The sequence below is a fragment of the Agrobacterium sp. 16-2014-1-2a genome (genome assembly GCF_053522705.1).
The window spans coordinates 202268-227022 of record NZ_JBNWBX010000009.1; the positions used below are offsets into that span (position 1 = coordinate 202268).

General features: G+C 60.3%; 22 protein-coding genes. 13 read left to right on the forward strand and 9 right to left on the reverse strand.

The genetic code is table 11. From position 1 onward, the window contains the following. Positions 1-27 precede the first annotated feature (27 nt). The 6 genes from ACQZ45_RS22720 to ACQZ45_RS22745 all read right to left on the reverse strand — a co-directional run bounded on the left by ACQZ45_RS22720 (position 28) and on the right by ACQZ45_RS22745 (position 5249). A complete protein-coding gene (locus ACQZ45_RS22720) occupies positions 28-306 on the reverse strand; it encodes a phosphopantetheine-binding protein (RefSeq protein ID WP_013762281.1) in 279 nt (92 codons plus the stop codon). Then, positions 299-1138 carry a siderophore-interacting protein gene (locus ACQZ45_RS22725; RefSeq protein ID WP_013762282.1) on the reverse strand — a complete coding sequence of 280 codons (840 nt, stop codon included), beginning with the start codon at positions 1136-1138 and terminating at the stop codon, positions 299-301. The genes ACQZ45_RS22720 and ACQZ45_RS22725 overlap by 8 nt, the downstream gene beginning before the upstream one ends. Positions 1139-1370: 232 nt before the next feature. After that, positions 1371-2324, reverse strand: a complete 954-nt coding sequence (locus ACQZ45_RS22730; protein ID WP_035200139.1) for an ABC transporter substrate-binding protein — start codon at positions 2322-2324, stop codon at positions 1371-1373. A gap of 23 nt (positions 2325-2347) precedes the next feature. Beyond that, the gene (locus tag ACQZ45_RS22735; protein WP_448742566.1) at positions 2348-3412 is read right to left on the reverse strand and encodes a FecCD family ABC transporter permease; all 1065 of its coding nucleotides are present in this window, start codon (positions 3410-3412) and stop codon (positions 2348-2350) included. 11 nt (positions 3413-3423) lie between these two features. Then, positions 3424-4437 (reverse strand): FecCD family ABC transporter permease, encoded by a 1014-nt coding sequence (locus ACQZ45_RS22740; RefSeq protein WP_013762285.1) that lies wholly within the window; start codon positions 4435-4437, stop codon positions 3424-3426. Further along, positions 4434-5249 (reverse strand): ABC transporter ATP-binding protein, encoded by an 816-nt coding sequence (locus ACQZ45_RS22745; RefSeq protein WP_013762286.1) that lies wholly within the window; start codon positions 5247-5249, stop codon positions 4434-4436. Before ACQZ45_RS22745 ends, ACQZ45_RS22740 begins: the two co-directional genes overlap by 4 nt. Positions 5250-5449: 200 nt before the next feature. On the opposite strand from ACQZ45_RS22745, the gene ACQZ45_RS22750 reads away from it, so the two are divergent. Next, entirely contained in the window at positions 5450-6751 is a 1302-nt protein-coding gene (locus tag ACQZ45_RS22750) for an NtaA/DmoA family FMN-dependent monooxygenase (protein ID WP_013762287.1), read from the forward strand. A gap of 2 nt (positions 6752-6753) precedes the next feature. On the opposite strand, the gene ACQZ45_RS22755 is transcribed toward ACQZ45_RS22750, so the two are convergent. Beyond that, on the reverse strand, positions 6754-7530 hold the full coding sequence (locus ACQZ45_RS22755; RefSeq protein ID WP_013762288.1) for an IclR family transcriptional regulator: 777 nt from the start codon (positions 7528-7530) through the stop codon (positions 6754-6756). A 272-nt stretch (positions 7531-7802) separates the two neighbouring features. Here ACQZ45_RS22755 and ACQZ45_RS22760 point away from each other — a divergent pair, with 272 nt between their 5' ends. Then, complete coding sequence (locus tag ACQZ45_RS22760) at positions 7803-9902, forward strand: TonB-dependent receptor (protein WP_035200142.1); 2100 nt, start codon at positions 7803-7805, stop codon at positions 9900-9902. An 87-nt stretch (positions 9903-9989) separates the two neighbouring features. Here ACQZ45_RS22760 and ACQZ45_RS22765 read toward each other — a convergent pair whose 3' ends face one another. After that, complete coding sequence (locus ACQZ45_RS22765) at positions 9990-11177, reverse strand: acyl-CoA dehydrogenase (protein ID WP_035200144.1); 1188 nt, start codon at positions 11175-11177, stop codon at positions 9990-9992. A 96-nt stretch (positions 11178-11273) separates the two neighbouring features. On the opposite strand from ACQZ45_RS22765, the gene ACQZ45_RS22770 reads away from it, so the two are divergent. The 9 genes from ACQZ45_RS22770 (at position 11274) to cml (ending at position 21323) form a co-directional block, all read left to right on the forward strand. Further along, on the forward strand, positions 11274-12200 hold the full coding sequence (locus ACQZ45_RS22770) for a LysR family transcriptional regulator (RefSeq protein ID WP_035200145.1): 927 nt from the start codon (positions 11274-11276) through the stop codon (positions 12198-12200). Between the two features lie 128 nt (positions 12201-12328). Continuing rightward, on the forward strand, positions 12329-13396 hold the full coding sequence (locus ACQZ45_RS22775; protein ID WP_025595077.1) for a LacI family DNA-binding transcriptional regulator: 1068 nt from the start codon (positions 12329-12331) through the stop codon (positions 13394-13396). After that, positions 13393-14415, forward strand: a complete 1023-nt coding sequence (locus tag ACQZ45_RS22780; protein ID WP_003518109.1) for an ABC transporter substrate-binding protein — start codon at positions 13393-13395, stop codon at positions 14413-14415. The genes ACQZ45_RS22775 and ACQZ45_RS22780 overlap by 4 nt, the downstream gene beginning before the upstream one ends. Before the next feature lie 169 nt (positions 14416-14584). Beyond that, the gene (locus tag ACQZ45_RS22785) at positions 14585-15412 is read left to right on the forward strand and encodes an ABC transporter permease (RefSeq protein WP_003504739.1); all 828 of its coding nucleotides are present in this window, start codon (positions 14585-14587) and stop codon (positions 15410-15412) included. Then, entirely contained in the window at positions 15409-16188 is a 780-nt protein-coding gene (locus ACQZ45_RS22790; RefSeq protein WP_003504740.1) for an ABC transporter permease, read from the forward strand. Before ACQZ45_RS22785 ends, ACQZ45_RS22790 begins: the two co-directional genes overlap by 4 nt. Further along, entirely contained in the window at positions 16181-17206 is a 1026-nt protein-coding gene (locus ACQZ45_RS22795; RefSeq protein WP_035200151.1) for an ABC transporter ATP-binding protein, read from the forward strand. Before ACQZ45_RS22790 ends, ACQZ45_RS22795 begins: the two co-directional genes overlap by 8 nt. Before the next feature lie 2 nt (positions 17207-17208). After that, the gene (locus ACQZ45_RS22800) at positions 17209-18129 is read left to right on the forward strand and encodes a nucleoside hydrolase (RefSeq protein WP_035200152.1); all 921 of its coding nucleotides are present in this window, start codon (positions 17209-17211) and stop codon (positions 18127-18129) included. Further along, a complete protein-coding gene (locus ACQZ45_RS22805) occupies positions 18126-19919 on the forward strand; it encodes an adenine deaminase (RefSeq protein ID WP_035200153.1) in 1794 nt (597 codons plus the stop codon). Before ACQZ45_RS22800 ends, ACQZ45_RS22805 begins: the two co-directional genes overlap by 4 nt. Positions 19920-20132: 213 nt before the next feature. After that, positions 20133-21323, forward strand: a complete 1191-nt coding sequence (gene cml, locus ACQZ45_RS22810) for a CmlA/FloR family chloramphenicol efflux MFS transporter (protein WP_333704633.1) — start codon at positions 20133-20135, stop codon at positions 21321-21323. Positions 21324-21397: 74 nt separating this feature from the next. Here cml and ACQZ45_RS22815 read toward each other — a convergent pair whose 3' ends face one another. Continuing rightward, positions 21398-22570 (reverse strand): M20 aminoacylase family protein, encoded by a 1173-nt coding sequence (locus ACQZ45_RS22815; RefSeq protein ID WP_174069086.1) that lies wholly within the window; start codon positions 22568-22570, stop codon positions 21398-21400. Positions 22571-22778: 208 nt separating this feature from the next. Between ACQZ45_RS22815 and ACQZ45_RS22820 the strand changes: the two genes are divergently transcribed. Both ACQZ45_RS22820 and ACQZ45_RS22825 read left to right on the forward strand, forming a co-directional pair. After that, a complete protein-coding gene (locus tag ACQZ45_RS22820; protein ID WP_174069093.1) occupies positions 22779-23486 on the forward strand; it encodes a phosphoribosyltransferase in 708 nt (235 codons plus the stop codon). 206 nt (positions 23487-23692) lie between these two features. After that, positions 23693-24748 carry a dipeptidase gene (locus tag ACQZ45_RS22825; RefSeq protein ID WP_003518101.1) on the forward strand — a complete coding sequence of 352 codons (1056 nt, stop codon included), beginning with the start codon at positions 23693-23695 and terminating at the stop codon, positions 24746-24748. The last annotated feature ends 7 nt before the right edge of the window (positions 24749-24755 follow it).

Below are 24755 nucleotides of genomic sequence, written 5' to 3' on the forward strand. Positions count from 1 at the left end.
GGCGGGAAAAGTTCCCTCTTGCGGGGATCAGCAGCCCGCGCGCGACTGCTCGATCAGCGCCTGCCAGGCGGCAAGCGTGGGCTGACGGGCGAGATCGTCATAGTGAAGTCGCGTGCCGGCGAGCTGCGAAAGCGGCGGGATCAGGCGCATGAGAGCGAGGGAATGAAGTCCGCAGCCGAACAGGTTGGCGTTCGGGCCGATATGTCCCACCTCATCGTCCAGAACCTTGGCAAGATGGGCTTTGAGTTCCGTCGTCGTCATGTCCGCCTCCAGCTTGCCAGCCGCCGCGATTGCCGGTTCATTCATCGAAATGATCGTGAACGCCGCTTGCCCCGCGCCGCCAGTAGCCGGAAGCGCGCGTCCATTTGGGGTTCGCGCCGTACTCGCCGATCAGGATGGCGCGCAGGTCTTTCGCCGCTTTCGATTCGCAGGCGACCCAGCTGAAGAAATCGCCCTCAGGCAGTTCAAGCGTACGCAGCGCCTCCGTCAGGGCGTCGTGATCGGCGCCGCCCGCGGCCTCCTGCGTTACCCAGATGATCGACGCGTCAGCTTTCGTGGCGAGGTCCAGGCGATCAGCCTCCGTCTCAACTTCGATCAGCGCTACGACGCGGGTGCCCTCGGGCATTTCTTCCAGTCGCCGTGCAAGGGCGGGAAGGCCGGTATCGTCGGCAATCAGCAGATGCCAGTCGAACGTGAAGGGAATGGTGAACGAGCCGCGCGGGCCTGCAATCCATGCCTTGTCACCCACCCTGGCGGATTTTGCCCAGTTGCTGGCGGGGCCATCATGGTGCGTGGCGAAATCGATGGCGAGTTCACCCTTCTCGGCATCGAAGCTGCGCGGCGTGTAATCGCGTGCGAGCGGGCGCGGCGCGCCTTCGGGAAATTCGAGGCCGTTCGGGCCGATCACCGGCAGGTTAGGTTCGGTTTCGCCGGGAAGCGGGAAGAACATCTTGACGTGGTCGTCAAAACCGAGACTGGCAAAGCCTTCAAGCTCAGGCCCGGTCAATACGATGCGCACCATGGACCGGCTGAGTTTTTCCACGCGGGCCACGTCAAGGCAGCGTAGCTTGACGGCGTAACGATGGCGTTTGGGGGTCCGGTCCGGAACGCCGGTTTCAATGCTTTGTGCAATGCTCATGTTGCTGTCTTCCCTGGGATATCGCCGATGGGGATCGGCAGTTTCGCTGTCCCGGATCGGCATGCCGGACAATCGCGCACCGGAGTTTTCGGGCGGGAGATCCGACGTCGTTGTGTCAAGATGCGCAAACCATAACAGGCGGTTCCGGCGGTCGCAATATAAGTTTCTTCAAAAACTCAAGTTTATGTCCGGCGCATGGTTTGCGCCGGAATTGCGCTTGTCGAAAAGGCGTTTAACGGCGGCCTGCCCAGCTTTCCACCGCGTCCAGCGTGTGCAGCGCGCTTGGGATGGACGGCGTCGTGACCCGGCTGGAATCGAGAAAGACGATCCGGCCGTCACGCGCCGGTTTGACGAAGCGTTCCCAGCCGGGAATGATCTTTTCAAGTGCGGCGCGCGTTCCGGCTTCGCCTCGGGCGGGGCTGTTATAGCTGTTCATCACCACCAGCAGATCCGGATTGAGCTTGCCAAAAGCCTCGGCACTGAGCGGCATCGTCAGGGTGGAACCCAGCCCACCCGACGAGGTTGCGTTGTCGATTTTCAGCCGTGCATAACCCAGATCCTCGAGCGCCTGCACCGCACCGGACATGTCGCCGACCGCGTTGATCTGGTCGGTCAGCAGAATTGCGAGATAGGTCTTGCCTTTTGCGTCTTCGCCGAGTGCTTTTTTGACGGTGGCGAGTTTCTCGTCATAGGTCTTCCGGCGCTCGGCAAAAGCGTCACTTCTGCCAACGAGACCCGAAAGATTCTCTTCGACGCTGAAGCCATAGGTGTGGCCAGTGCTTACCTTCTGCAGATAGACGGGCGCGATGGTGGAAAGCTGCTCGGCCTTGCCGCTGTCCATTTCCGTGGCGACGATCAGGTCAGGTTGCAGCGCTCTCAGCTTTTCGAGATCGATCTGACCCACCGCGCCGAAACCTTTCGGTTTCGTGCGGCCTTCACCGAGAACGGTGTCGATGAAATCAACGGCGGTTGCGAATTTGCCGTCGCTGTTGCGGCCATAGGCGCCTACCACGTTGGCGCCAAGATCCATCAGCGGCACGCCCAGCAGCGGTTCGTGCATGACGACAATGCGCTGCGGCTGCTCGGGGATGGAGACCGTGCGGCCGGCGGCATCGGTGACGGTTCGCTCTGCGGCAAGGCTGCTTCCGGCGGTCAGAAGTGCTGCAACGAGGATGGCAAATCGCATGGCATACCCTTTGTTCAATTTCTTCAGTGGCGGTTGGTTCTGCGCAGCGCCTGCAGGCGCAGCGTGAGGATGAAAAGCGGCACGCCGATCAGCGTCAGCGCAAGGCCTATCGGCATCGGCGTATCGGCCACCAGCCCACGCGAAAGCGTATCGGCGGTCACCACCAGAATGCCGCCCGTCAGCCCCGACAGGAAAAGCCTGGCGCGACCGACGGCGGGCGACACGAAGGTGGCGAGATGCGGGGCGATGACGCCGAGAAAGGTCAAGGGGCCGACAGCGGTGACGGAAGCGGAGCTGAGGATGACCGCAAAAACGATGACGAGCGGGCGCGAACGTTTGACCGTTTCGCCGAGCGCCATGGCCATCTCGTTACCGAGATCTAAAACCGCAAGCGCCCGGCCGATGAGGAAAATGCCCACAAGGCTGACCGCGAAAAGAGGCGCGAATATGAGGATGATCGGCCAGCTCGCCTGAAATAGCGAACCCGCCATCCAGTCTGCAAGCGACAGCGATGTTTCCGTTGGCGTGTAAAGCAAAAGCACTGATGAGACTGATGAAAGGGCGGATTCGATTGCGATGCCCATCAGCAGGATGGCGAGCCCGCTGGAACGTTCCCGCCCCACGAGCGCTATGAGCAGGAAAGCTACTGCAAGGCCGCCGCCGACGGCCGCAAGCGCCACCATGGTCTTGGGCGCCGTCGGCACCAGCACAAGGAGCAGCATGATGGTGGTCATTGATCCCTGGCTCAGACCTAACAGGCCGGGATCGGCAAGCGGATTGCGGGCGACCGATTGCAGCATGGCCCCGGCCAGCGCAACGCTCCATCCGGCCATAAAACCAAGCAGGATGCGCGGCAGCCGCACCGTCCACAGCGCATAGGCCTGATCGTCGCTCAAATGCCCGCCGGTAACGCCGTGGAGAAGGTCAATGAGACCGGTCTGTGTATTTCCAAGACTAACGGAAATGGCGGCGAGCACCAACGCCAGTAGGATCAGTGCAAGGCCGGCCTTTAGGTTGCCGATGCCGATCTGCAGACCGCTCGGCAGCCGCAGGACCGCTTTGCCATCGGTGGCCAATTGCCTTTTCATGACAGCCCTCTTCATGACAGTTTATTGGCCGAAGGCGAAAGATAGAAGCGCTTGACGATGACGATGAAGACGAGGCCGCCAAGCAGGTCCATGAACAGTCCGGTATTGACCACATACGGCCTGAACAGGGTTTGCGCGCCCAGATCGGCCAGCACGCAGAGACTCGCCCCGACAAGGGATGAAGCGGGCAAAGCCAGCGTGAAATTCACCCCGACCAGCGGCCGCACCATGTGCGGAACGATGAGGCCGACGAAGCCTATGGGACCGCAGATGGCCACGGCCGAGCCAGAGGCCAGCATTGTGGCGAAAAGTGCGATCCGGGAAACGCGCGTGACGTTGACGCCGGCGGAGGCGGCTTTTTCCGCACCCAGCAGTACGAGCGTCAGCGGGCGGGCGACCGACCAGAGCATCACCATCGCAATGGCGCCAATCCACCAGAAGTCGGTGAGGCGCTCGGCATAGACGTGGTTGATATTGCCGCCGACCCAGCTCAGGAATTCGGCGCGACGTGTGGGGTTTGACAAAAGGAGGGCATTGGTGATGCCGATCAGCAGCATGGAGACAAGCGCACCGGACAGGATGAGCGACAGGCCGCGCGGATCGTTTGACCGCCCGGCCAGCCGGGCAACGAGGAAGCAGGCGCCAAAGCCGAAGCCAGCGCCGATAAGCGCGATGAGCCCCTGTATTTCGGGCGAGAAATCGAACACCAGCGCACCGGCGACCACAAAAAGCGTCGCACCGGCATTCAGGCCCAGGGTGGAGGGCGAGGCGAGAGGATTGCGGGCAAGCCCCTGCAGCACGCAGCCACTGACGGCCGTGGTGGCGCCGACATAGATCGCAATCAGTGAGCGCGGGATTTGCTGATAGAGGAGAACCGACTGTTCATAGGTTTCGGCTTCGCCATGCAGGAGCGTCGTCGCGATTTCGGCAAGTGGCAGGTCGCCAGTCATCAGCACGAAGTTGATGACGAGAACAACGGCCAGCAAGATCGCGGCGGCAAAGATCAGCATTATTTTAGATGTCATGCCGGAATGGCCTGTTCCTGCCGCTCCAGCCGCGGCACGCAGATGAGCCGCCCCTGCCGGGAAAATATGTCGGCCTCGAGATCAAAGACGTCGGCAACATTGGCTGATGTGACCGTATTCGCGACAGGCCCGGAGGCGAGAACCCGTCCGGCTTTCAGCATGATGACGTCATCGGCGAAGGTGGAGGCGAGGTTGAGATCATGCAGCACGACGATAACAGTTTTGCCGTGCCTGTCCGTCAGTTCGCGCACGAGGCTGAGGACGGCATATTGGTATTTCATGTCGAGATGGTTGACCGGCTCGTCCATCAGGATCACCTCCGTGTCCTGAGCGAGCACCATGGCGATGAAGGCGCGCTGGCGCTGGCCGCCGGACAGCGTGTTGACCTGCGCCCTGGCCTTGTCTTCCAGCCCGACGGTCTTCAGCGCTTCGGCAAAAAGCGCCCGGTCGCGTTCGGATGGACCGCCGCCAAGCCCGTAACGTGCATAACCCGCAAGCTCGATCAATTCGCCAAGCGTCATATAGTCAGGGCAATGGCATTCCTGCGGCAGATAGGAGATGCGGCGGGCGAGTTCGCGGCGTCCGATCGCGCCGATCAGGCGGTCACCGAGTCTTATCCTGCCTGATGATAAAGGCACGAAACCCATGATGGTCTTCAACAGCGTCGACTTGCCACAGCCGTTGGGTCCGACCAGCGCTGTGACGCGGCTGGTTTGAAAGCGGGCAGACAGGCCCTGCAATACGGGGATGTGTCCGTAACTCGCATGAAGGTCCGTGGCATCAAGCACCGGATTACAACTCCTGTTATTCATAGGGCCATGCGGCGACTCGACGCACGTCCTACCTAAGCTGTTGAATTCACATATCGAACTTGCGAAAATCGGGTTCTGTACCGGCAAGCGCGACAGGCTGGTCTTGATGCGACACTAAACTATAGTAAAATTCTCCACAAATCGAAATTTGCCGATTCACATCGCGGATTTCGTGATGATTTTTTCATTCGAGGTGTTTCATGTCAGTCGCGCTCAAGCTTCACGTCGGCATGTCGCTGGCGCCAACCTGGCTCAGCGGCGAGGCATGGCGGCGTCAAGACAGCGGTATAGACGGGGTTTTCTCCAGCGATTATTTCGTCGATCTTGCAAAGCGCGCCGAGGCTGCGCATGTGGATTTTGTCTTCCGGCCCGACACGCTGTTTCTGCGCACTGAGGGGCTGGAGACCGGCGGCGGATTTGCGAGCATGGACCCGAACATGCTTCTGGCCGCCATCGCACGGGAGACCAGCCATGTCGGCCTGTTATCCACGGTTTCAACGACATTCCTGCCGCCTTATGTGGTTGCCCGCCAACTGCAATCGCTGAACTGGCTGAGCAATGGCCGGGCGGGATGGAACATCGTCACGGCGCTGGACGGCCACGAAAATTTCGGCCTGAAAGAAATGCCGTCGCCACAGGAGCGCTATGAACGCGCCGCCGAGTTCACGCAGGTAGTACAGCAGCTCTGGGCGAGCTTTCCCAACGAGGCGCTGAAGCTGGACAAAGAGAGCGGGCGTTTTGCCGATTCGTCGCTGGTCCAGCCAATCGCGCATGAAGGAAAGCACTTCAGCGTCAAAGGCCCGCTCAACCTGCCTGCCCATTCCAGCCGTATTCCACTGGTGCAGGCTGGAGCTTCCCCCGAGGGCCGCGATTTCGCAGCCTCTGTTGCGGATGCGGTCTTTGCCTCGACGCCGGATATGCAGGCGGCAATCGAGCTTCGGGCGGATTTACGGCAAAGAGCGGAGCGGCATGGGCGCTCACCGGATGTGGTAAAGCTGATGCCGGGTCTCAGTCTTTATCTGGCGGACACAAAGAACGAGGCGCTGGAGCTGTTTGCGGAGACCCACGCAAGGGCCAACCATGGCCGCATATTTGCATCCATTCAAAATCTGATGGGTCTTGACCTTTCCGACTGGTCGCTCACGCGGATCGTCACCCCTTCTGACTTCCCGCCGCCGCCCGAGACACCGAGAAGCCGCACCCATGCCAATCTGCTCCGCCGGCTGATCGAACGGGAAACGCTGAGCGTTGCCGAATTGTTGCGGCGACCGGAAGTGATGGGGTCGGGTCATTGGCAGATCATCGGCACGGTTGAGGATGCTTTTGAAAGCATCCGCGAATGGGTGGCGGCCGGCGCGATAGACGGCTTTGTCGCGGTGCCTGGCGGTTCGGTCGCGTCGATGCGGCTGGTGTTGGAGCGGCTGCTTCCGAGGCTCGGTGATGCCGGGCTCTTCCGCACCGCCTATTCCGGCAGCACCTTCGCCGACCACCTGGCCGGATAGGTTTACGAGCCGCCGGATTCTGCCGTCGCCTTTCCGGCCGCTTCAAGAAGCTGCTGAAAGTGCCGCTCGGTCTCGGCGGTCGCGAGGAAAGAAACGGTGGTGACGACGCAACAGATTTCGCCCTGCGCGTCGAAAACCGGGGCGGCCTTGCCGGTCAGGGCGGAGAACAGGTGTTCGTTGAGTTCCGCGCCGCCCGTCTCACGAATGGCGTGCAGGACTTTAGCGTCTGGGCGGGACCCGCGAAAGGCGGGCGGCTGCAGCTTGCGCACCGGCGCTGTCCTATCCGGTGGCAAATAAGCCTGAAAAACCAGCCCGCAGGCGCTGTTATCCAGCGGCAAAACATCCCCCAGCGCCACGGTGCTGATGGAGAAGCTGGCACTCCTGTGCCACTGCACCACGGTCGGGCCGCGATCGGTCCAGATCGCCACGCCGCAACTGGCGCCGATCTGCGAGGCCAGTGCTTTCATCTGTCGACCGGCGGTTTCAACCGGATTGATTCGTCTGAGCGCGCTGACGCCTATCGAGAGCGCGGTTGGGCCGAGGTCGTAGCTGCCGGTTGCAGGGTCCTGTGCCACCAGTCCCTCCCGCACGAGGCTTTGCAGGTAACGATGAGCTGTGGAACGGCCTGTGCCGGCGCGTTTGGCGAGTTCGCCGAGTGCAAGCGCCCCGTCCGATTTTGCCAGAAGGTCGAGAAAACGGGCAGCAATAGAGACCGACTGAATGAGGGCAGAGCGCTTCTCTCCGTCGTTTTCAGGCAGATTGTCCGGCTCGTCATCCATGGCGTCCAAGTCCTCTCCCCGATTTATGTCGTGAACATGCCTAGCGCATCCGACCGGAAATCGGAATCGATTTCTGAGCTATTTCAACGCCTTCCCCTTGAGACGGGGAACTACACGACAACGGCCAGTCGATAAACTTTGTTGTAAATATGGCACATCCCGTTACGGAACCCTATTCGTCCACAATACGGAACGCATTCTCTATTGCGAAACGGATAACGCTTCCGTTACTTGAATATGACTTTGATACTCATGTTTATTAGGGGTGTGTTATGGGGTTTCGTTCTAGCGGCCGTTTGATGGGCGGGGTCAGCGTTTTGACGCTGGCCGCCCTGTTTGTGACGCCGGTTTTCGCCCAGGAGCAACAGGCCGAGGCCTCGGGAACGACCGTTCTCAAGCCGATTGTGGTGACCGGCGAAAAAGTCGCGCGCGACATGAAGAACACGGCGTCTTCCGTCTCGGTCAAATCCAGCGATGAACTGAAAAAGGAAAAGACCGGCGATCCAACCGTCTCAGACGCGATCAAGGACATTCCAAACGTTGTTTATACCGACAATGTCAGCGCCCCGATCATTCGCGGTCTCGACACGCAGGGCCCGAACACCGGAGCAACGGCGTTCTTCGCCGGCACCGTGCCGCGCGCCACCATCAATGTCGATGGTCACTATCTCGGTTATAACGAGTTCATCTATGGCGCGACGTCCATCTGGGATGTCGAAAGCATCGAGGTCTTCCGTGGGCCGCAGACCACATCGCAGGGCGCTAACGCCATTGCCGGCGCCATTCTCGTCAATACGAAGGACCCGACGTTTACGCCGGAAGCAAGCTATCAGGCCGAAATCGGGAATTATCACCAGAAGCGGGCGTCCTTTGCGGTCTCAGGCCCTTTGATCGAAGACGAGCTGGCGGCGCGTCTGGCAATCGATTATTCGGGTCGCGATACCTTTATCGATTACATCAATTCCGGTTTTGCCCACGCAGGCACCAACCAGGATTTCAAGGAATTCAACGCGCGTTTCAAGCTTCTGTGGGAACCGCCGGAAATTCCGGGCCTGACGACCAAGCTGACCTATTCCTATAACGCCGCCAACCGGCCGAGCCAGGAAGCGGCGTCGCGTCCTTTCGAGGATCTCAACCACGTCACCACCACCATGCCGAGCTGGAGCCAGAATACCCACACCGGTATTCTCGACATCAACTATGACTTTGAAAACGGCGTAAAACTCTTCAACCAGACGCAATTTTCCGCCTCAGACGCGCGCCGCAGGGTGGGTGTGGTCAATAATGGCGACGCCAATATCGATCAGAAGAATGTGTCCCACGAGACCCGTGTGACCTTCGGTGACCAGGAAGACGTTCTGAGTGGCGTCGCGGGCATATTTTATGCCCACACGCAGGCCGATGAAGTTCTTTATCTGCGGGGTACATACAACAACAGCGTTTCGACATTCGATGATACCAAGGACAATCTAGGTATCTTCAGCGAGCTGAGCTATCGTTTGACGGACCAGTGGACGCTTACCGGCGGCCTGCGTTACCAGACCGACCGTATCCAGCGGGCGGGCCGCTCCGTCTATTCGGCCAGGGCGGTGGATTTTGACGAGACATTCTCCGAACTGCTTCCCAAGGCCACGCTCGCTTACGCGATCAATGATGACTGGACCGTTGGCGGCATGATCAGCCGTGGTTACAATCCCGGCGGCATATCGCTGAACATCTCGTCGGGCCAATGGTTGCCCTTCGAGAAGGAAACCATCTGGAACTACGAACTCTACACGCGCGCGAAGCTGCTGGATGACAGGCTGACGCTCAACAGCAACCTGTTCTACATGGATTACAAGAACGCCCAGTACAATATTCCGGTCGTTATCTCGTCAGGCATTACTCAATCCTACACCATCAATGCGCAGAAAGCGCATGCCTATGGTCTGGAAGTCGGCGCCGACTATCAGGTTCTCGACAATCTGACGCTGAAGGCAAGTGCCGGCGTGCTGAAGACCGAAATCGACCAGATTTCCAGCAATGCCAGCTATGCAGGCAATGAATTCGCGAAATCGCCTGGTTACATGTTCAGCATCGGGGCAAGCTGGGATGTGACCGACAAGTTCACCGTCTCGGGTCAGGTGCGTCATATCGACGGTTATTATTCCGACACGGCCAACACGGCTGCCTATGCGATCGACCCCTACACCATCGCCGATGTGCGTGCGAGCTACAAGTTCCAGGAGGAGATGGAGGTCTACGCTTACGTGAAGAACGTCTTCGACGAGCGTGCGCCGACCTATATGCAGCAGAACCGCGGCATTGGCGGCATCGAGGCCAGCATGACCGAACCGCGCATGTTCGGCATTGGTGTCAGAGGCACGTTCTAAGCGATTGCCTGAACCGGAAAAGTAAAAAGGCCTTCGAAGTGATTTTCGAAGGCCTTTTTTCATGAAGGAAATGATGCGGAGAAGGTCTCAGAAAAACGCCTGAATGCCCGTCTGCGCCCGGCCGAGGATAAGCGCGTGAACGTCGTGCGTGCCCTCGTAGGTGTTGACCGTTTCGAGGTTCTGGGCGTGGCGCATCACGTGGTATTCGATCTGGATACCGTTGCCGCCGTGCATGTCGCGGGCCTGGCGGGCGATATCCAGCGCCTTGCCGCAATTGTTGCGCTTGATGATGGAGATCATTTCCGGCGCCATTTTGTGCTCGTCCATCAGGCGGCCGACGCGCAGCGATGCCTGGAGGCCGAGAGCGATCTCGGTCTGCATGTCGGCGAGCTTTTTCTGGTAAAGCTGCATGCCGGCCAGCGGCTTGCCGAACTGCTTGCGGTCGAGACCATATTGCAGGGCGCGGAACCAGCAATCTTCCGCAGCGCCCATCACGCCCCAGGAAATGCCGTAGCGGGCGCGGTTGAGGCAGCCGAACGGGCCTTTCAGGCCGGAAACATTCGGAAGCAGCGCATCTTCGCCCACTTCCACGCCATCCATGACGATCTCGCCTGTTATGGAGGCGCGCAGCGAAAGCTTGCCGCCGATCTTCGGTGCAGACAGACCCTTCATGCCTTTTTCCAGCACGAAGCCGCGAATCTGGTTGTCGTGGGCTTCGGATTTCGCCCAGACGACGAAGACATCGGCGATGGGCGCATTGGAAATCCACATTTTCGAACCACGCAGGCGATATCCGCCGGCGATCTTTTCGGCGCGGGTCTTCATTCCGCCCGGATCGGAGCCGGCATCCGGTTCGGTCAGGCCGAAACAGCCGATCAGCTCGCCGGAGACGAGACCGGGCAGATACTTCTTCTTCTGTTCGTCCGAGCCATAAGCGAAGATCGGATGGATGACGAGCGAGGACTGCACGCTCATCATCGAGCGATAACCGCTGTCGATCCGCTCCACCTCGCGGGCCACGAGACCATAGGCCACGTAGCTGGCATTTGCGGCGCCATATTCTTCCGGCAGGGTGACGCCCAGAAGGCCGGTGCGGCCCATCAGGCGGAACAGTTCCGGTTCGGTGGTCTCAGAAAGATAGGCCTCGGACACACGCGGCATAAGTTCCGATTTGCCGAAGGCTGCGGCGGCGTCGCGGATCATCCGCTCGTCTTCGGTCAGTTGGTCTTCCAGCAGAAAAGGGTCCTGCCAATTGAATGCTGCGCGTTCGCTCACGTTATGCCTCCGGATTTGCTGGCCGGATTATTCGTATCCGAGCCCACGCGCGCAAGCCATGTTTACTCATTTTTGCATTACCTATAGTAATAGGTCATGACATCTCTCAGCCGCAAACTCCTGCCCTCCACCAGTGCGCTTGCCGCCTTTGATTCCGTTGCCCGGCTTGGCAGCTTTTCAGCCGCTGCCGATGAACTTGCCTTGACGCAAGGGGCGATCAGCCGTCAGGTTATGTCACTGGAAGAACAGCTTGGGGTGCGGCTGTTCGAGCGCGGCGCGCGTGGGGTGTCACTGACGAACGAGGGTGGTGCTTACGCGAAATCAATTGCCGCAGCCCTTGGCGAGATACGTGCCGCCTCGTTGCAGATCATGACCAAAACGCATGGCAATACGCTCAATCTAGCGATGCTGCCGACATTCGGCACCCGCTGGCTTCTGCCGCGCATTCCTGATTTCGTCTCCAGCCATCCGGAAATCACCATCAATTTCGCCACCCGCATCGGCCAGTTCGACTTCGAGCGTGAGCAACTGGATATGGCGATCCACATCGGGCAGGCGGATTGGCCGGGGGCGGAAAGCACCTTTCTAATGCATGAGATGGTTGCGCCGGTATGCAGCCCCGAATTCCTGAAGGCGCATCCGGTCGAAAAGGGTGAGGATATTGCCAGCCTGCCTCTGCTGCACATGGCCTCGCGGCCTGGTGCCTGGAGCCACTGGTTCGAGAGCCTCGGCCATTCGCTTGCCTTGCCGCAGGGCATGCGGTTCGAGCAGTTTTCCAGCGTGGCGCAGGCCTGTATCGCCGGACTTGGCGTGGCTTTGATGCCGCTTTTCCTGATCGATAACGAACTGAAATCGCGGCAACTGGTGAAAGCCTACGATCATCAGGCCAAAAGCCCGAGTTCCTATTATGCGGTCGCGCCGCTATCCCGTGCCAACCACGTTCCAGTCGTGCTGTTTCGCGACTGGCTGGTACGGCAGGTGGAGGCCTATCGTGCCGCGGGCAATCTGCCACTGGAAAAATAAGCGCACTTTTTTCGGGCATTTAGAGTTCGTGCCTCGATTTTTGCCCGGTTTTGTCTCTGGCCGGACTCGACAGGACGGTTTTGGTCGATTATCGTGATTAAACGTTTAATCAGCCCTTTCGGACCATCATGGCGTCTTCACGGCCTGCCACCAATCTGAGCGCGATAGCAGCGGCACTCGGCGTGTCGGTTGCAACCGTGTCCAATGCGCTGTCAGGCAAGGGCCGTGTTTCGCCGGAACTGGTGGAGCGCATCCGCAAGACCGCAAGCGAACTTGGTTATGTGCCGAGTTCGGCGGGCAGGGCGCTGCGCACCGGCAGGTCAGGAGTTCTCGGGCTGGTGCTGCCGGATATCGCCAATCCACTCTTCCCACAGATCGCGCAGGCCATCGAAAAGGCAGCCGTCAATGCCGGTTATGGTGTTTTGATCGCCGACTCCCGCGGCGAGATCGCCATGCAGACGGACGCCATCAACCGGCTGATCGAGCGTGGAGTGGATGGCATGGTCGTCGTTCCCCGCCGCGGCACGCGTATCGCGGATGTCGATTGCCCGGTGGCGGTGATCGACAGCCCCTCGACGCCCGGAAATACGGTAGCCGCTGACCACTGGGACGGCGGCCGGCAGATCGGCGAATATCTCTCAGCCCTCGGACACGACAAGGTGGTGCTGATCGGCAAGAACCGCGACTCAAATGTGCAGAACGACCGACTCGGCGGCATTCGCGATGGTTTGGGCAAGGCCTGCGTCACGGAGACGCTGTGGGTAGACGCCATTGAAAAGGCGGATGGTGCGGGTTGCCGTCTCGGCCTTACCGAAAAGGTGAGGGATGGTTTCACTGCCTTTGCTGCCGTATCCGACCTGCATGCGTTGCGCGCGCTCACTGAATTGCAGCGCGAGGGCATCGAGGTGCCGGAAGAGGCGAGTGTCACCGGCTTCGACGATCTGATTTTCTCCGCCGTGGTGACGCCGCCGCTGACGACGATGCGCATGGATATGCGCCGCATCGCCGATCTGGCCGTGGATGCGCTGTTGCGCGCGATCGATGGCGAGGCGGGCATCGAAAACGGCATAGCTGCCGAGGTCACGGCAGAAATCTCGAAAGTACCGATGGCGCTGATCATGCGCGGCTCCACCGGCGAAAAAAAGCATGATGCGATTGAAGCCAAAAACACGACAGCAGGAGAACTCACACCATGAAAAAGATCATTCTTGCATCGGGCACCGCCCTGATGCTGACGATGGGTGCCGCGCAGGCGCAGGACAAGACGCTGACGATCTCGGTCTACGCCTTCGCGCAGGACGAATTCAAGGAACTGGTCTATACACCGTTCGAAAAGCAATGCGGCTGCAAGCTGGTCGTAGAGACCGGCAACAGCGTTGAGCGCCTCGCCAAGATGGAGGCCAACAAGGCCAATCCGGTGGTCGATCTCGCCATTGTTTCCATGGCGGATGCGCTTTCCGCCACCCGCAAGGACCTGATCCAGAAGATCGATGCCGCCAAGGTGCCGAATATCGGCAAGCTCTATGACATCGCCAAGGATCCGAATGGCGACGGCATGAGCGTTGGCGTCAACTTCTACGCCACGTCAATCGTTTACCGCACAGACAAGATGAAGATCGACAGCTGGGCCGATCTTTTGAAGGACGGTATCGTTGACCACGTCGCTTTCCCGAATGTCACCACCAATCAGGGCCCGCCGGCGCTTTACATGCTGGGCAAGGCCATCGGCAAGGATACGCCTGATCTTTCTGGCGCTATCGAAGCCGTGGGCGAAAAGAAGGACGATATCGTCACGTTCTACGTGAAATCCTCGCAGCTGGTGCAGCTCATGCAGCAGGAAGAAATCTGGGCCGCCCCCATCGGCCGCTTCTCCTGGGCGCCCTTTACCAAGCTCGATCTGCCGCTTGCCTGGGCAACCCCCAAGGAAGGCCAGACCGGCGGCATGAACGTGCTCGTGGTGCCGAAGGGCACGAAGAACGAAGATCTGGCGCTGCAGTTCATGGATTTCTGGCTCTCGACCGACGTTCAGAAGGCGCTGGCCGAAAAGCTCGTGGACAGCCCGACCAACAAGGAAGTCAAGGTGTCCGACGAGGTGGCGAACAACATCACCTATGGCGACGAAACCGCAAAAAGCCTGCAGCTCATTCCTTCCGCCGTGACGCTCGACAACCGTGACAAGTGGCTGTCGGAGTGGAACGCCAAGGTCGGTCAGTAAGTCCTTATCAAGGTTTGGAATGGGGCATTTAAAACGTCCGAAAGGGCGGCTCCATTCCCGGAAAAGCGGTTTGGTCGTCCCCTGACCGCTTTTCCACCTCTCAATTCCGCAAGCTGGCCCTGGCCGCTTGCAGTAACAATCGGCCGCAGGCCGTTCAGGGAATAAAGCGATGTTTCAGAACCGGGCCGAAGCGCTGGCGCTTGCATTGCCCGCCGCAATTTTCGCGGCGGCGGTCTTTCTTGTGCCGGTCTTCATGCTTCTGTCGGAGGGCTTTCACACCACTGACGGCTGGACATTGTCCGCTTACGCCGATTTCTTCTCCGATCCGCTGAACAGGGCGGTTTTCCTGCGCACCCTGAAGCTTGGCGCGCTCGTCACCATCGTATCTGCGGTGGTGGGTTATGCGGCGGCTTTCGCCATCGTCAATCTGTCGCAGGGCGCGAAAGGACATGTCGTCAATCTGGTCGTCTTGCCGCTGATGATCTCGCCGGTTGCCCGAACCTATGCCTGGATCGTCATTCTCGGAAGAACCGGCATCGTCAACCAGGCGCTTCAGGCTGTAGGACTGAGCGATGCGCCGATCCGTATACTGTTTTCCGAAACGGCTGTTTTCATCGGCCTTCTGCAATTGTTCCTGCCATTAATGATCATTTCCCTCATCAGTGCGCTGGAGAATATGCCCAAGGATACGATCGCAGCCGCCCGCGTTCTCGGCGCAAACTGGCTGCAGGTGTTCTGGAAGGTCATCCTGCCGCTCACCAAGGAGGGGCTTGTTGTCGGCGGCACGCTGGTGTTCACCGGTTCGCTCACGGCCTATATCACGCCGGCCATTCTCGGCGGCTCCAAGGTGCTGATGCTGGAAACCCTGCTCTACCAGCAGGTGACGGTCTCCAACAATTTCGTCGCCGCCAGCGTCATCGCCTTCATCCTGATCGTCATGAGCTTTGCCGCCAATATCCTGCTGAAGCGCATCGCCACCGCAAGGAACAAGAAATGACCCGGCAGCTCTTCATTCCGCTCACGCTCCTGCTCGTTGTCGGCTTCCTGATCGGGCCGTTCCTCATCATCGTTGCGGCCTCATTTTCGGCCGGCGACACGCTCGCCTTTCCGCCGCAGGGCTTTTCACTGAAATGGATCGCGAAGGTCTTCACCGTCGAAAGTTTCCGTGAAAGCTTCGCGATGTCGATGTTCCTCGCCATCGGCGGCACATTCACGGCGCTCGTCCTCGGTATTCCCGCTTCCTACGCCATGTCGCGCTACAAGCTGCCCTTTGCGGAAACCGTGCGCACGATCGTTTCGGCGCCGATCATCGTGCCGGGTATCATCGTCGGTCTGGCGCTGCTGCGCTATTTCGTCGTGCCCTTCGGCATCGGCATCACGCTTGCCCTGTTTCTCGCGCACACGGCGCTCATCCTGCCCTATGCGGTACGGGTGGTTTCGGCCAGCCTCAACAATCTGCGTTCGGATATCGAGGAGGCGGCGGTGCTGCTCGGCTCGTCGCGGTTTGGCGCATTTTTCCGTGTGGTGCTGCCCAATATTCGCGGTGGTATCCTGTCGGCCTTCATCCTCGGTTTCGTGACGAGTTTCAATCAGGTGCCCGTGTCGCTGTTCCTGTCGGGTCCGGGCGTGCGCACGCTGCCCATCGACATGCTGGGCTACATGGAGATCGTTTTCGATCCGTCTGTCGCCGCACTCTCATCGCTGCTCGCCTTCCTTTCCATCGGCATCGTCTTCCTGGCCGAACGTTTTCTGGGGTTCTCCCGTTATGTCTGACGCAAATTACCTTTCGCTCCAAAAAGTCTCGCTCGCCTACGGCAACAGCATCGCCGTCAAGGATCTCGACCTCGATATCCGCAAGGGTGAACTTCTCGCACTGCTAGGTCCTTCCGGCTGTGGCAAGACCACCACGATGCGTGCCATTGCCGGGCTGATGCCGGTGGCGGGCGGGCGCATCGATCTCGACGGCGCCGATATCACCCGCGTCGCCGCCAACAAGCGCGCCGTGGGGCTGGTGTTTCAGTCCTATGCGCTGTTTCCGCACCTGACGGTTTACGAAAACGTCGCCTTCGGCCTCAAACTCAAGGGCATGAACGGCAAGGCGCTTGATGACAAGGTCGCCTCCGGCCTGAAGTCCGTGGGATTGTCGAACTTCGCATCGCGCAAGCCGGCCGAGCTTTCCGGCGGCCAGCAGCAGCGCGTGGCGCTGGCGCGCTCCATGGTCATGGAGCCGAAGGTGCTGCTGCTCGACGAGCCGCTCTCCAACCTTGATGCGCGCCTCAGGCTTGAAATGCGCACCGAATTGCAGCGCGTGCAGAAGGAAACCGGTGTGACGATGATCTTCGTCACCCATGACCAGATCGAGGCGCTCGCATTGGCCGACCGTATTGTCGTCATGAAGGGCGGCAAGATTGAGCAGATCGGTACACCGGAAGAGATCTACAATGCGCCGGTTTCCGCCTTCGTGGCGGATTTCGTCGGCTTTGAAAACATCTTCGCGCTGGAAGGCGGCGCGTTGAAAACCGAAAACGGCATAACACCGCTTACCGGACCAGTCCCTTCAGCATCTGGACTGGCCTGGCGGCCGCGCATGGTCACCCTTGGTTCAGGTCCTTTCCAGGGAACCGTGCGCGGCACATCCTTTGCCGGAAATACCCGTGAGTACCTGCTGGATACGCTGCTTGGTCCCATCAAGGCGGAGACCGACGCTGCGCTGACCGCCCATACGATCGGTGATACGCTCGCCTTCGACCTTCCGGTCGAAAAGGCGGCAAGCCTCAAGGTGTTTGGCTGATCATGGGTGTGTGGATCGATACTGATATGGGCTTTGACGATATCGCCGCCATCATGGTGGTGCAATCGGCAGGCCTTGCCATAGACGGCATTTCGCTGGTCTTCGGCAATGCGACGCTGGATGTTGTCTGCAGCAACGCCGCAGGCGCGGTCGCCGCCTTCGGCTGGTCCATGCCGCTCCATCAGGGCCGTGCCAAACCCGTCCTTGGCGCGCTCGAAACCGCACAATGCATTCTGGGTGACAGCGGCATTCCGACCGTTGGCCGCAGCCTGCCGGATGCCCCCGCTCTGCCGCAAAGCGACGCTTTCACTGCGCTGTGCGGCTGGCTTGAGGGGGCAGGCGAAAAGCGTATCCTCGCGCTCGGCCCGCTTACCAATATCGCCGCCCTTTGCCTTGCCCGGCCCGATCTTGTTGCCAGAATTTCCGATCTGACCTGGATGGGCGGCGGCGTGACGAGCGGAAACCACACCGCATCTGCCGAATTCAACGCCTTTGCCGATCCGGAAGCGCTGGCCATCGTGCTTTCCCATGACCTGCCGCTGCGCATGGTCGATCTGGACGCCTGCCGCAAGGTCACCGCCTCGCCAGCCGATGTGCTGCCGATCCGAAATGCTGGCGGCAAAAACGCCGGCCTGATTGCCGACCTGTTGGAAGGTTTCATCGGCATCGCCACGAGACGCGGCAGACCGGCCATGGCGCTTTACGATCCCGTTGCCGCTGTCGGCTTCACCTCCGAGCTGCTTGGCTGGCGCCACACGCGGATCGATGTCGAGCTTCACGCGGCGTTAACGCGCGGGCGAACGGTGGTGGAGCCGCGTGCCGACAAGGTTGCCGCCTTCAACGCGCATTTCGCCGACACCGTGAATGCCGAAGCGGCAAAGGCTGCGGTTCTCGAGGCGTTGCGCCGCGAGGCTGCCCGATGAGTGCACAATCCCCGATACGCGAGCCGGTCGATCTCAACGACGATGCGCTGCGCGCCCGCGCGGTTGCCGCTGCGCGCGGCGATGCGGCTTTCGATGTTCTCATTACTGGCGGAACGCTGGTGGATGTGGTGACGGGGGAGCTTCGCGCCGCTGATATCGGCATTGTCGGTCCGCTAATCGCCAGCGTTCACGAACCGGCAAGCCGCAGCGATGCAGCGCAGCTCGTCGACGCGTCGGGCGCCTTTGTCTCGCCCGGCCTGATCGACACGCATATGCACATCGAAAGCTCGATGATAACGCCCGCTGCCTATGCGGCAGCAGTCGTTGCCCGCGGCGTCACCACTATCGTCTGGGACCCGCATGAATTCGGCAATGTCCATGGTGTCGAAGGGGTTCTCTGGGCGGCGAAATCCATCGAAAACCTGCCGCTGCGCGCCATTCTGCTTGCACCCTCCTCAGTGCCATCAGCACCGGGTCTGGAGCGCGGCGGCGCTGATTTCGATGCCGGAATTCTCGCTGATATCCTGTCGTGGCCGCAGATTGGCGGGGTTGCGGAAATCATGAACATGCGCGGCGTCATCGACCGCGATCCACGGATGAGCGGCATCGTACAGGCCGGTCTTGTCTCGGAAAAGCTGATCTGTGGCCATGCGCGCGGCCTGAAGGACGCCGATCTCAACGCCTTCATGGTGGCCGGTGTTTCTTCCGATCACGAGCTGGTCTCGGCTGAAGACCTGATGGCGAAGCTTCGGGCGGGGTTGACCATCGAGCTGCGCGGCTCGCACGATCATCTGCTGCCGGAATTTGTGGAGGCGCTGAATGCGCTCGGCCACCTGCCGCAGACGCTGACGCTCTGCACTGACGATGTTTTCCCGGACGATCTGTTGCGGGGCGGCGGGCTGGATGATGTGGTGCGCCGCCTTGTCCGTTATGGCCTGAAACCGGAATGGGCGCTGCGCGCCGCAACACTGAATGCTGCGCAAAGGCTTGGCCGTGCCGATCTCGGCCTCATCGCCGCCGGTCGCCGTGCCGATATCGTCGTTTTCGAGGATTTGAGTGGTTTTTCACCCCTTCATGTCTTGGCCGGTGGCAGGGCGGTTGCGGAAGCCGGGCATATGCTCGTCGACATTCCAGCCTGCGATGCGGCGGCGCTCGAAGGCTCGATGAAGCTGCCGCTGCGCGCAGCCGATGATTTCCGGGTTGCCTGCGAGGGCGCAAGGGTGCGCCTTGCCACCATCGACCGCCCACGCTTCACGCAATGGGGCGAGGCGGAAGCCGAGGTGAAGGATGGTTTCGTCGTTCCCCCCGAAGGCGCCACGATGATTTCCGTCACCCACCGCCACGGCAAGGCCGAGCCAGTTACCAGGACCGGCTTCCTTACCGGCTGGGGACGCTGGAACGGCGCCTTCGCCACCACCGTCTCGCATGACAGCCACAACCTCACTGTCTTCGGCGGTAATGCCGAAGACATGGCGCTGGCCGCCAATGCGGTGATTGCGACAGGCGGCGGCATGGCTGTCGCCTCTGAGGGTAAGGTGACCGCGCTTCTACCCCTGCCGCTCTCAGGCCTCGTTTCCGATGCGCCGCTTGAAGACGTAGCACAGGCTTTCGAGGAATTGCGCGCCGCTGTCGGCAAGGTGGTCGATTGGCAGCCACCCTATCTGGTCTTCAAAGCCTGCTTCGGCGCCACGCTCGCCTGCAACATCGGTCCTCACCAGACAGATATGGGCATTGCCGATGTGTTGACGGGACGGGTGATGGAAAGCCCGGTGCTTGCGGTGGTGGGGTAAACCAGGGTCGAGCGTTGCCAAAAAGCCGGCATATTGCTAAATCCAACCCCTGTTTACCTGTCGCTCTATATGGATGTTGAACATGGGTGCCTCGAAGTCATCAGATAAGTAAGCCGCAACGACGATATTTCGTTGTTGCGGCGTTCTGTCGAGCGATCCCTGTTTCTTCGGGCAGACGCCGCCAAATGTCCTCATTTGAGCGGATCAATTCTAATGTCTATTCCAACTCCCGTTTGGGGGAGATCGCTGTTGGCAGCAATGCTGCTGATGGCTCCCTTTGATATTCTCGCCTCGCTGGCCATGGATATTTACCTGCCGGTCGTCCCCATCATGCCGGAAGCCCTCGGCACGACACCGGTGGTGGTTCAACTCACGCTCACCGTTTACATGGTGATGCTCGGCCTTGGGCAAATCGTGTTTGGCCCCATCTCCGACCGCATCGGTCGCCGGCCCGTCTTGATCGGCGGTGCCCTGCTGTTCGTCGTGGCCTCGTTCTGCCTCGCAGCTGTGACAACGGCGAGCGCCTTTATCGTTTTCCGGTTCCTTCAGTCGGCTGGAGCGGCGGCGGCATTGGTCGCCACTTTCGCCACCGTTCGCGACGTCTATGCGGATCGTCCGGAAGCAACGACGATATACGGAACGTTCAGCTCCATTCTCGCATTCGTCCCGGCACTCGGTCCGATTGTCGGGGCGGTCATCGCCAATGAATTCGGCTGGCGTGCCATCTTCGTCACCCTGGGCGCGGCAGCTTTCATTGCGACGGTTGCCGCAGGGATGAACTGGAGCGAAACCCGACCGGCGACGGCAACGATGTCACGCCTATCGCCTTTGCGCATGTTGGGCAGTGGTCGCTTCTGGACCTATACGCTTGGGTTCAGCACTGCCATGGGAACGTTTTTCGTATTCTTCTCCACCGCTCCGCTTGTCATGATCGGCAGGGCAGGTCTCTCCGAGGTGGAGTTCAGCCTGGCTTTTGCAACCGTCGCAATCGCAATGATCGTTACCACCCGTTTTGCGAAGTTTTTCGTTGCCAGATGGGGTGTGCAGGGCAGTCTCGTGAGGGGCATGGCCCTGTTGTTGGTGGGGGCGTTTCTGTTCACTGCAGGTGAAGTCGGGGCGGTTCCGTCATTTTTGACGTTTATCGTACCGATGTGGGTCATGGCGGTCGGAATCGTTTTTACGGTTTCAGTCACCGCCAATGGCGCGCTGGAGGAGTTCGGGCACATGGCTGGAACAGCCGTCGCCTTCTATTTCTGCATTCAAAGTCTGTTTGTGGGAATAGCGGGCACCTTGGCTGTCGTCATTCTGCCGGGTGATGCGGCATGGCCGGTGATCGCCTATTCATCGATCATGGCCTGCCTTGTCCTGACGGCGCTATATTTGTTGAACCGCCGGAATATCTAAGCGAGAAAGCCGGGCAGCGCGTCTGCCGCTGCCCGGCTTTTCAGATTTGGGAATGCAAAAAGTGGCTTTCGGCCTTATTCCGCCGCCAGTTCCTGCTCCACCAGTGTTGCCCAGAAAGCGACGCCGGGAACGATTGCCGCGTCGTTGAAGTCGTAGGAGGTGTTGTGGTGCAGCGCGCCATCCACCGCGGGGCCGTTGCCGAGCCAGACGTAGCAGCCGGGGGCTTCGCCCGCGAAAAAGGCGAAGTCGTCGCCAGCGGTCGAGGGCGGGAAGGCGGTGCGGGATTTGTTGCCGAAGACGGTCTTGGCGGCTCGGAGCGCCCGTTTCGTCGCATCGGCATCGTTGATGACGGGCGGAATGCGGCGGATGAATTCATAGCTTGCCTCGATGCCGAACATCGCCGCCGTACCGTTGGCGAGCCTGCCGATTTCCGTTTCAAGCTGGCTGCGCACATCCGGCGCATAGGCCCGCGCCGTGCCGCCGATTTCGACCAGATCGGGAATGACGTTGAGCGCCTTGGGGTCACCCGCGTGCACCGAGCAGGCGCTGACGACGGCAGGTTGCAGCGGATCGACGACGCGGCCGACGATGCTTTGCAGCGAAGCGAGGAAGGTGCCCGCCGCCGTTACCGGATCGCGGCCGAGATGCGGCTTGGCGCCGTGGGTGCCAATGCCCCTGAAGGTGACGCGCCAGCTATCGGAAGAGGCAAGCTGCGGTCCTTCCACCACGGCCATTTCGTCAATGCCAAGCCCCGGCATGTTGTGCAGGCCATAAACTGCATCGCAGGGAAACAGGTCGAAAAGCCCGTCCTCAACCATTTTTTTGGCGCCGCCACGGCCTTCTTCGGCCGGCTGGAAGATGAAATGGACGGTGCCGGAAAAATCGCGGGTACTGGCGAGATAACGCGCAGCGCCCAGCAGCATGGCGGTGTGGCCGTCATGGCCGCAGGCATGCATCTTGCCGGGGAACTTCGATTTATAGGGCCGGTCGGGAATTTCCGGCATGGCCAGCGCATCCATATCGGCGCGAAGACCGATGCTGCGGGTGCCGTTGCCCACCTGCAGCGTGCCGACCACGCCGGTACCGCCAAGGCCGCGATGCACCTTCACTCCCGCCCTTTCGAGAAGATCGGCGACGATGGCGCTGGTTCTCTCCTCTTCAAAGCCCAGTTCCGGATGGGCGTGGAGATCGTGGCGAAGCTCCGTCAGGAATGGCAGGTCCTCGCCGATGCGGTCCAGCAGTCTCATGGGTAGCTTGTCCTTGAATATGGGGAAAACCCACGCCATAGGTGGGCTTGTCCGAATGCCTGTTGCTTTGTTTCCTTCTAGCTGAAAAACCCAATGAAATGAACCCGCCGCATGCCTGCGGTTGTCGAAATGCCTGATATGCCGAACGGGGATGGCGCGGATGAAAATCACTTCCGCTTTTGCCGTCCCGCTTCTGAAAGGAAAACCGATGCCGCAATCCGCATCGCCCGCCGCATCATCCCCCGCCGCGCCGCATGAGTTCTGGCAGGATGTTCTACCGCCCCGTTCATTCGATACGACAGGCCCGCATTCGGCTTTCTTTCCGGCGGAGCTGGATGACGGGCGGCAGATCTGCCTGCCGATCCGGCCCTTGGCGGATGGCGAACATGCGCTCGCCTCGCTCATCGTCAATCAGGCCTCTTTTGACGTGCTGGAAGTGCTGGCCGCCGACCTTGCGGAAAAGCTTCGCCCCCTCAAGCCAGATGTCGTGATCGGCCTGCCGACTCTGGGGCTGACGCTTGCCGCAGCCGTTGCCCGTCACCTCGGCCATTCGCGATATGTGCCGCTCGGCACTTCGCGCAAATTCTGGTATCTGGAGGAACTGTCGGTGCCGATGTCCTCCATTACCACCAAGCAGGAAAAACGGCTTTACATCGATCCGCGCATGTTGCCCCTCATCGAGGGCAGGCGGGTGGTGCTGGTGGACGATGTCATCTCCAGCGGCAGTTCCATCATTTCAGGTCTTTCGCTTCTCGCCTCATCCGGCATCAAGCCGGTGGTAATCGGCGCTGCCATGCTGCAATCGGATCGCTGGGTGCAAAAAATCGCTGCTTTCGGGCCGGAATGGCCGGAGCGGGTGAGGGGTGTTTTCGCGACGCCGCTGCTGAAAAAAGCCGTAGGCGGCTGGCAGGCTTGACGTTGCGCAATTCCCGGCAAAAGGCAAGTGGTGATAATTTCATCGGTGCCTAATTTGCGTCTTGCGGAGCCGTGAGAGATCGTCCTAAGATCGTTTCTGACAGACTATAGCAGTCGGCGAAAAATGCGCCGGTTTGCTCTCGCGCGGTGTTATTCCGGCGTCTGCCCGCCCCCTTTTGGTTTTGCCGCTTACTGGAATTTCTTGACATGCATGCAGTGTTCGACGGTCATAATGATGTGCTGCTTCGGTTGTGGCGCAACAGCAAGGCCGGTGGCGATCCGGTGGCTGAATTCAAGAACGGTACCCGCGAAGGCCATATCGACGGTCCGCGTGCACGTGCAGGCGGTCTCGGCGGCGGCATCTGCGCCATCTACATTCCTTCCGGCGATCTGGTCCTGCAGGAGCCGGACGCGCAGGGTCATTACGACACACCGCTTGCGGCGCCGCTCGAACGCCAGCCCTCGCTCGATATTGCGATGGAAAAGGCTGCGATCGCGCTCAGGCTTGACCGTGCCGGCGCCTGGCGCCTTTGCCGCTCGACGGCCGATATCCGCAAGGCCTTTGCCGAGGATATTTTCGCGGCCGTGCTGCACATGGAAGGCTGTGAGGCGATCGGTGCCGATCTCGATGCGCTTGAGGTTTTTTATGCCGCCGGCCTGCGTTCGCTCGGTCCGGTCTGGAGCCGGCACAATATTTTCGGTCACGGCGTTCCCTTCTCCTATCCAATGTCGCCCGATACCGCGCCCGGCCTTACCGATGCCGGTTTTGCGCTGGTCAAGGAGTGCAACCGGCTCGGCATTCTCATCGATCTCGCCCACATCACCGAAAAGGGCTTCTGGGATGTGGCGAAGACCACGAACCAGCCTTTGATCGCCAGCCATTCCAACGCACATGCGCTCACCCCCGTCGCCCGCAATCTTACTGACCGGCAGATGGATGCCATCAAGGAGAGCGGCGGTCTGGTGGGCCTCAACTACGCGGTCACCATGTTGCGGGCGGATGCGCGCGACATTGCCGACACGCCGCTTTCCGACATGGTGCGCCACATCGACTACATGGTGGAGCGTATGGGCGTCGATTGCGTGGCGCTCGGATCGGATTTCGACGGCGCGACGGTACCCGTTGGCGTTGCCGATGCCAGCGGCAACCACAATCTGGTTGCGGCGCTGAAATCGGCGGGCTACGGTGATGGAGAACTTGCTAAAATATGCCGGGAAAACTGGCTGCGCGTCCTATCCCAGGCCTGGCACGAGCCGGCCTGAAGGCAAA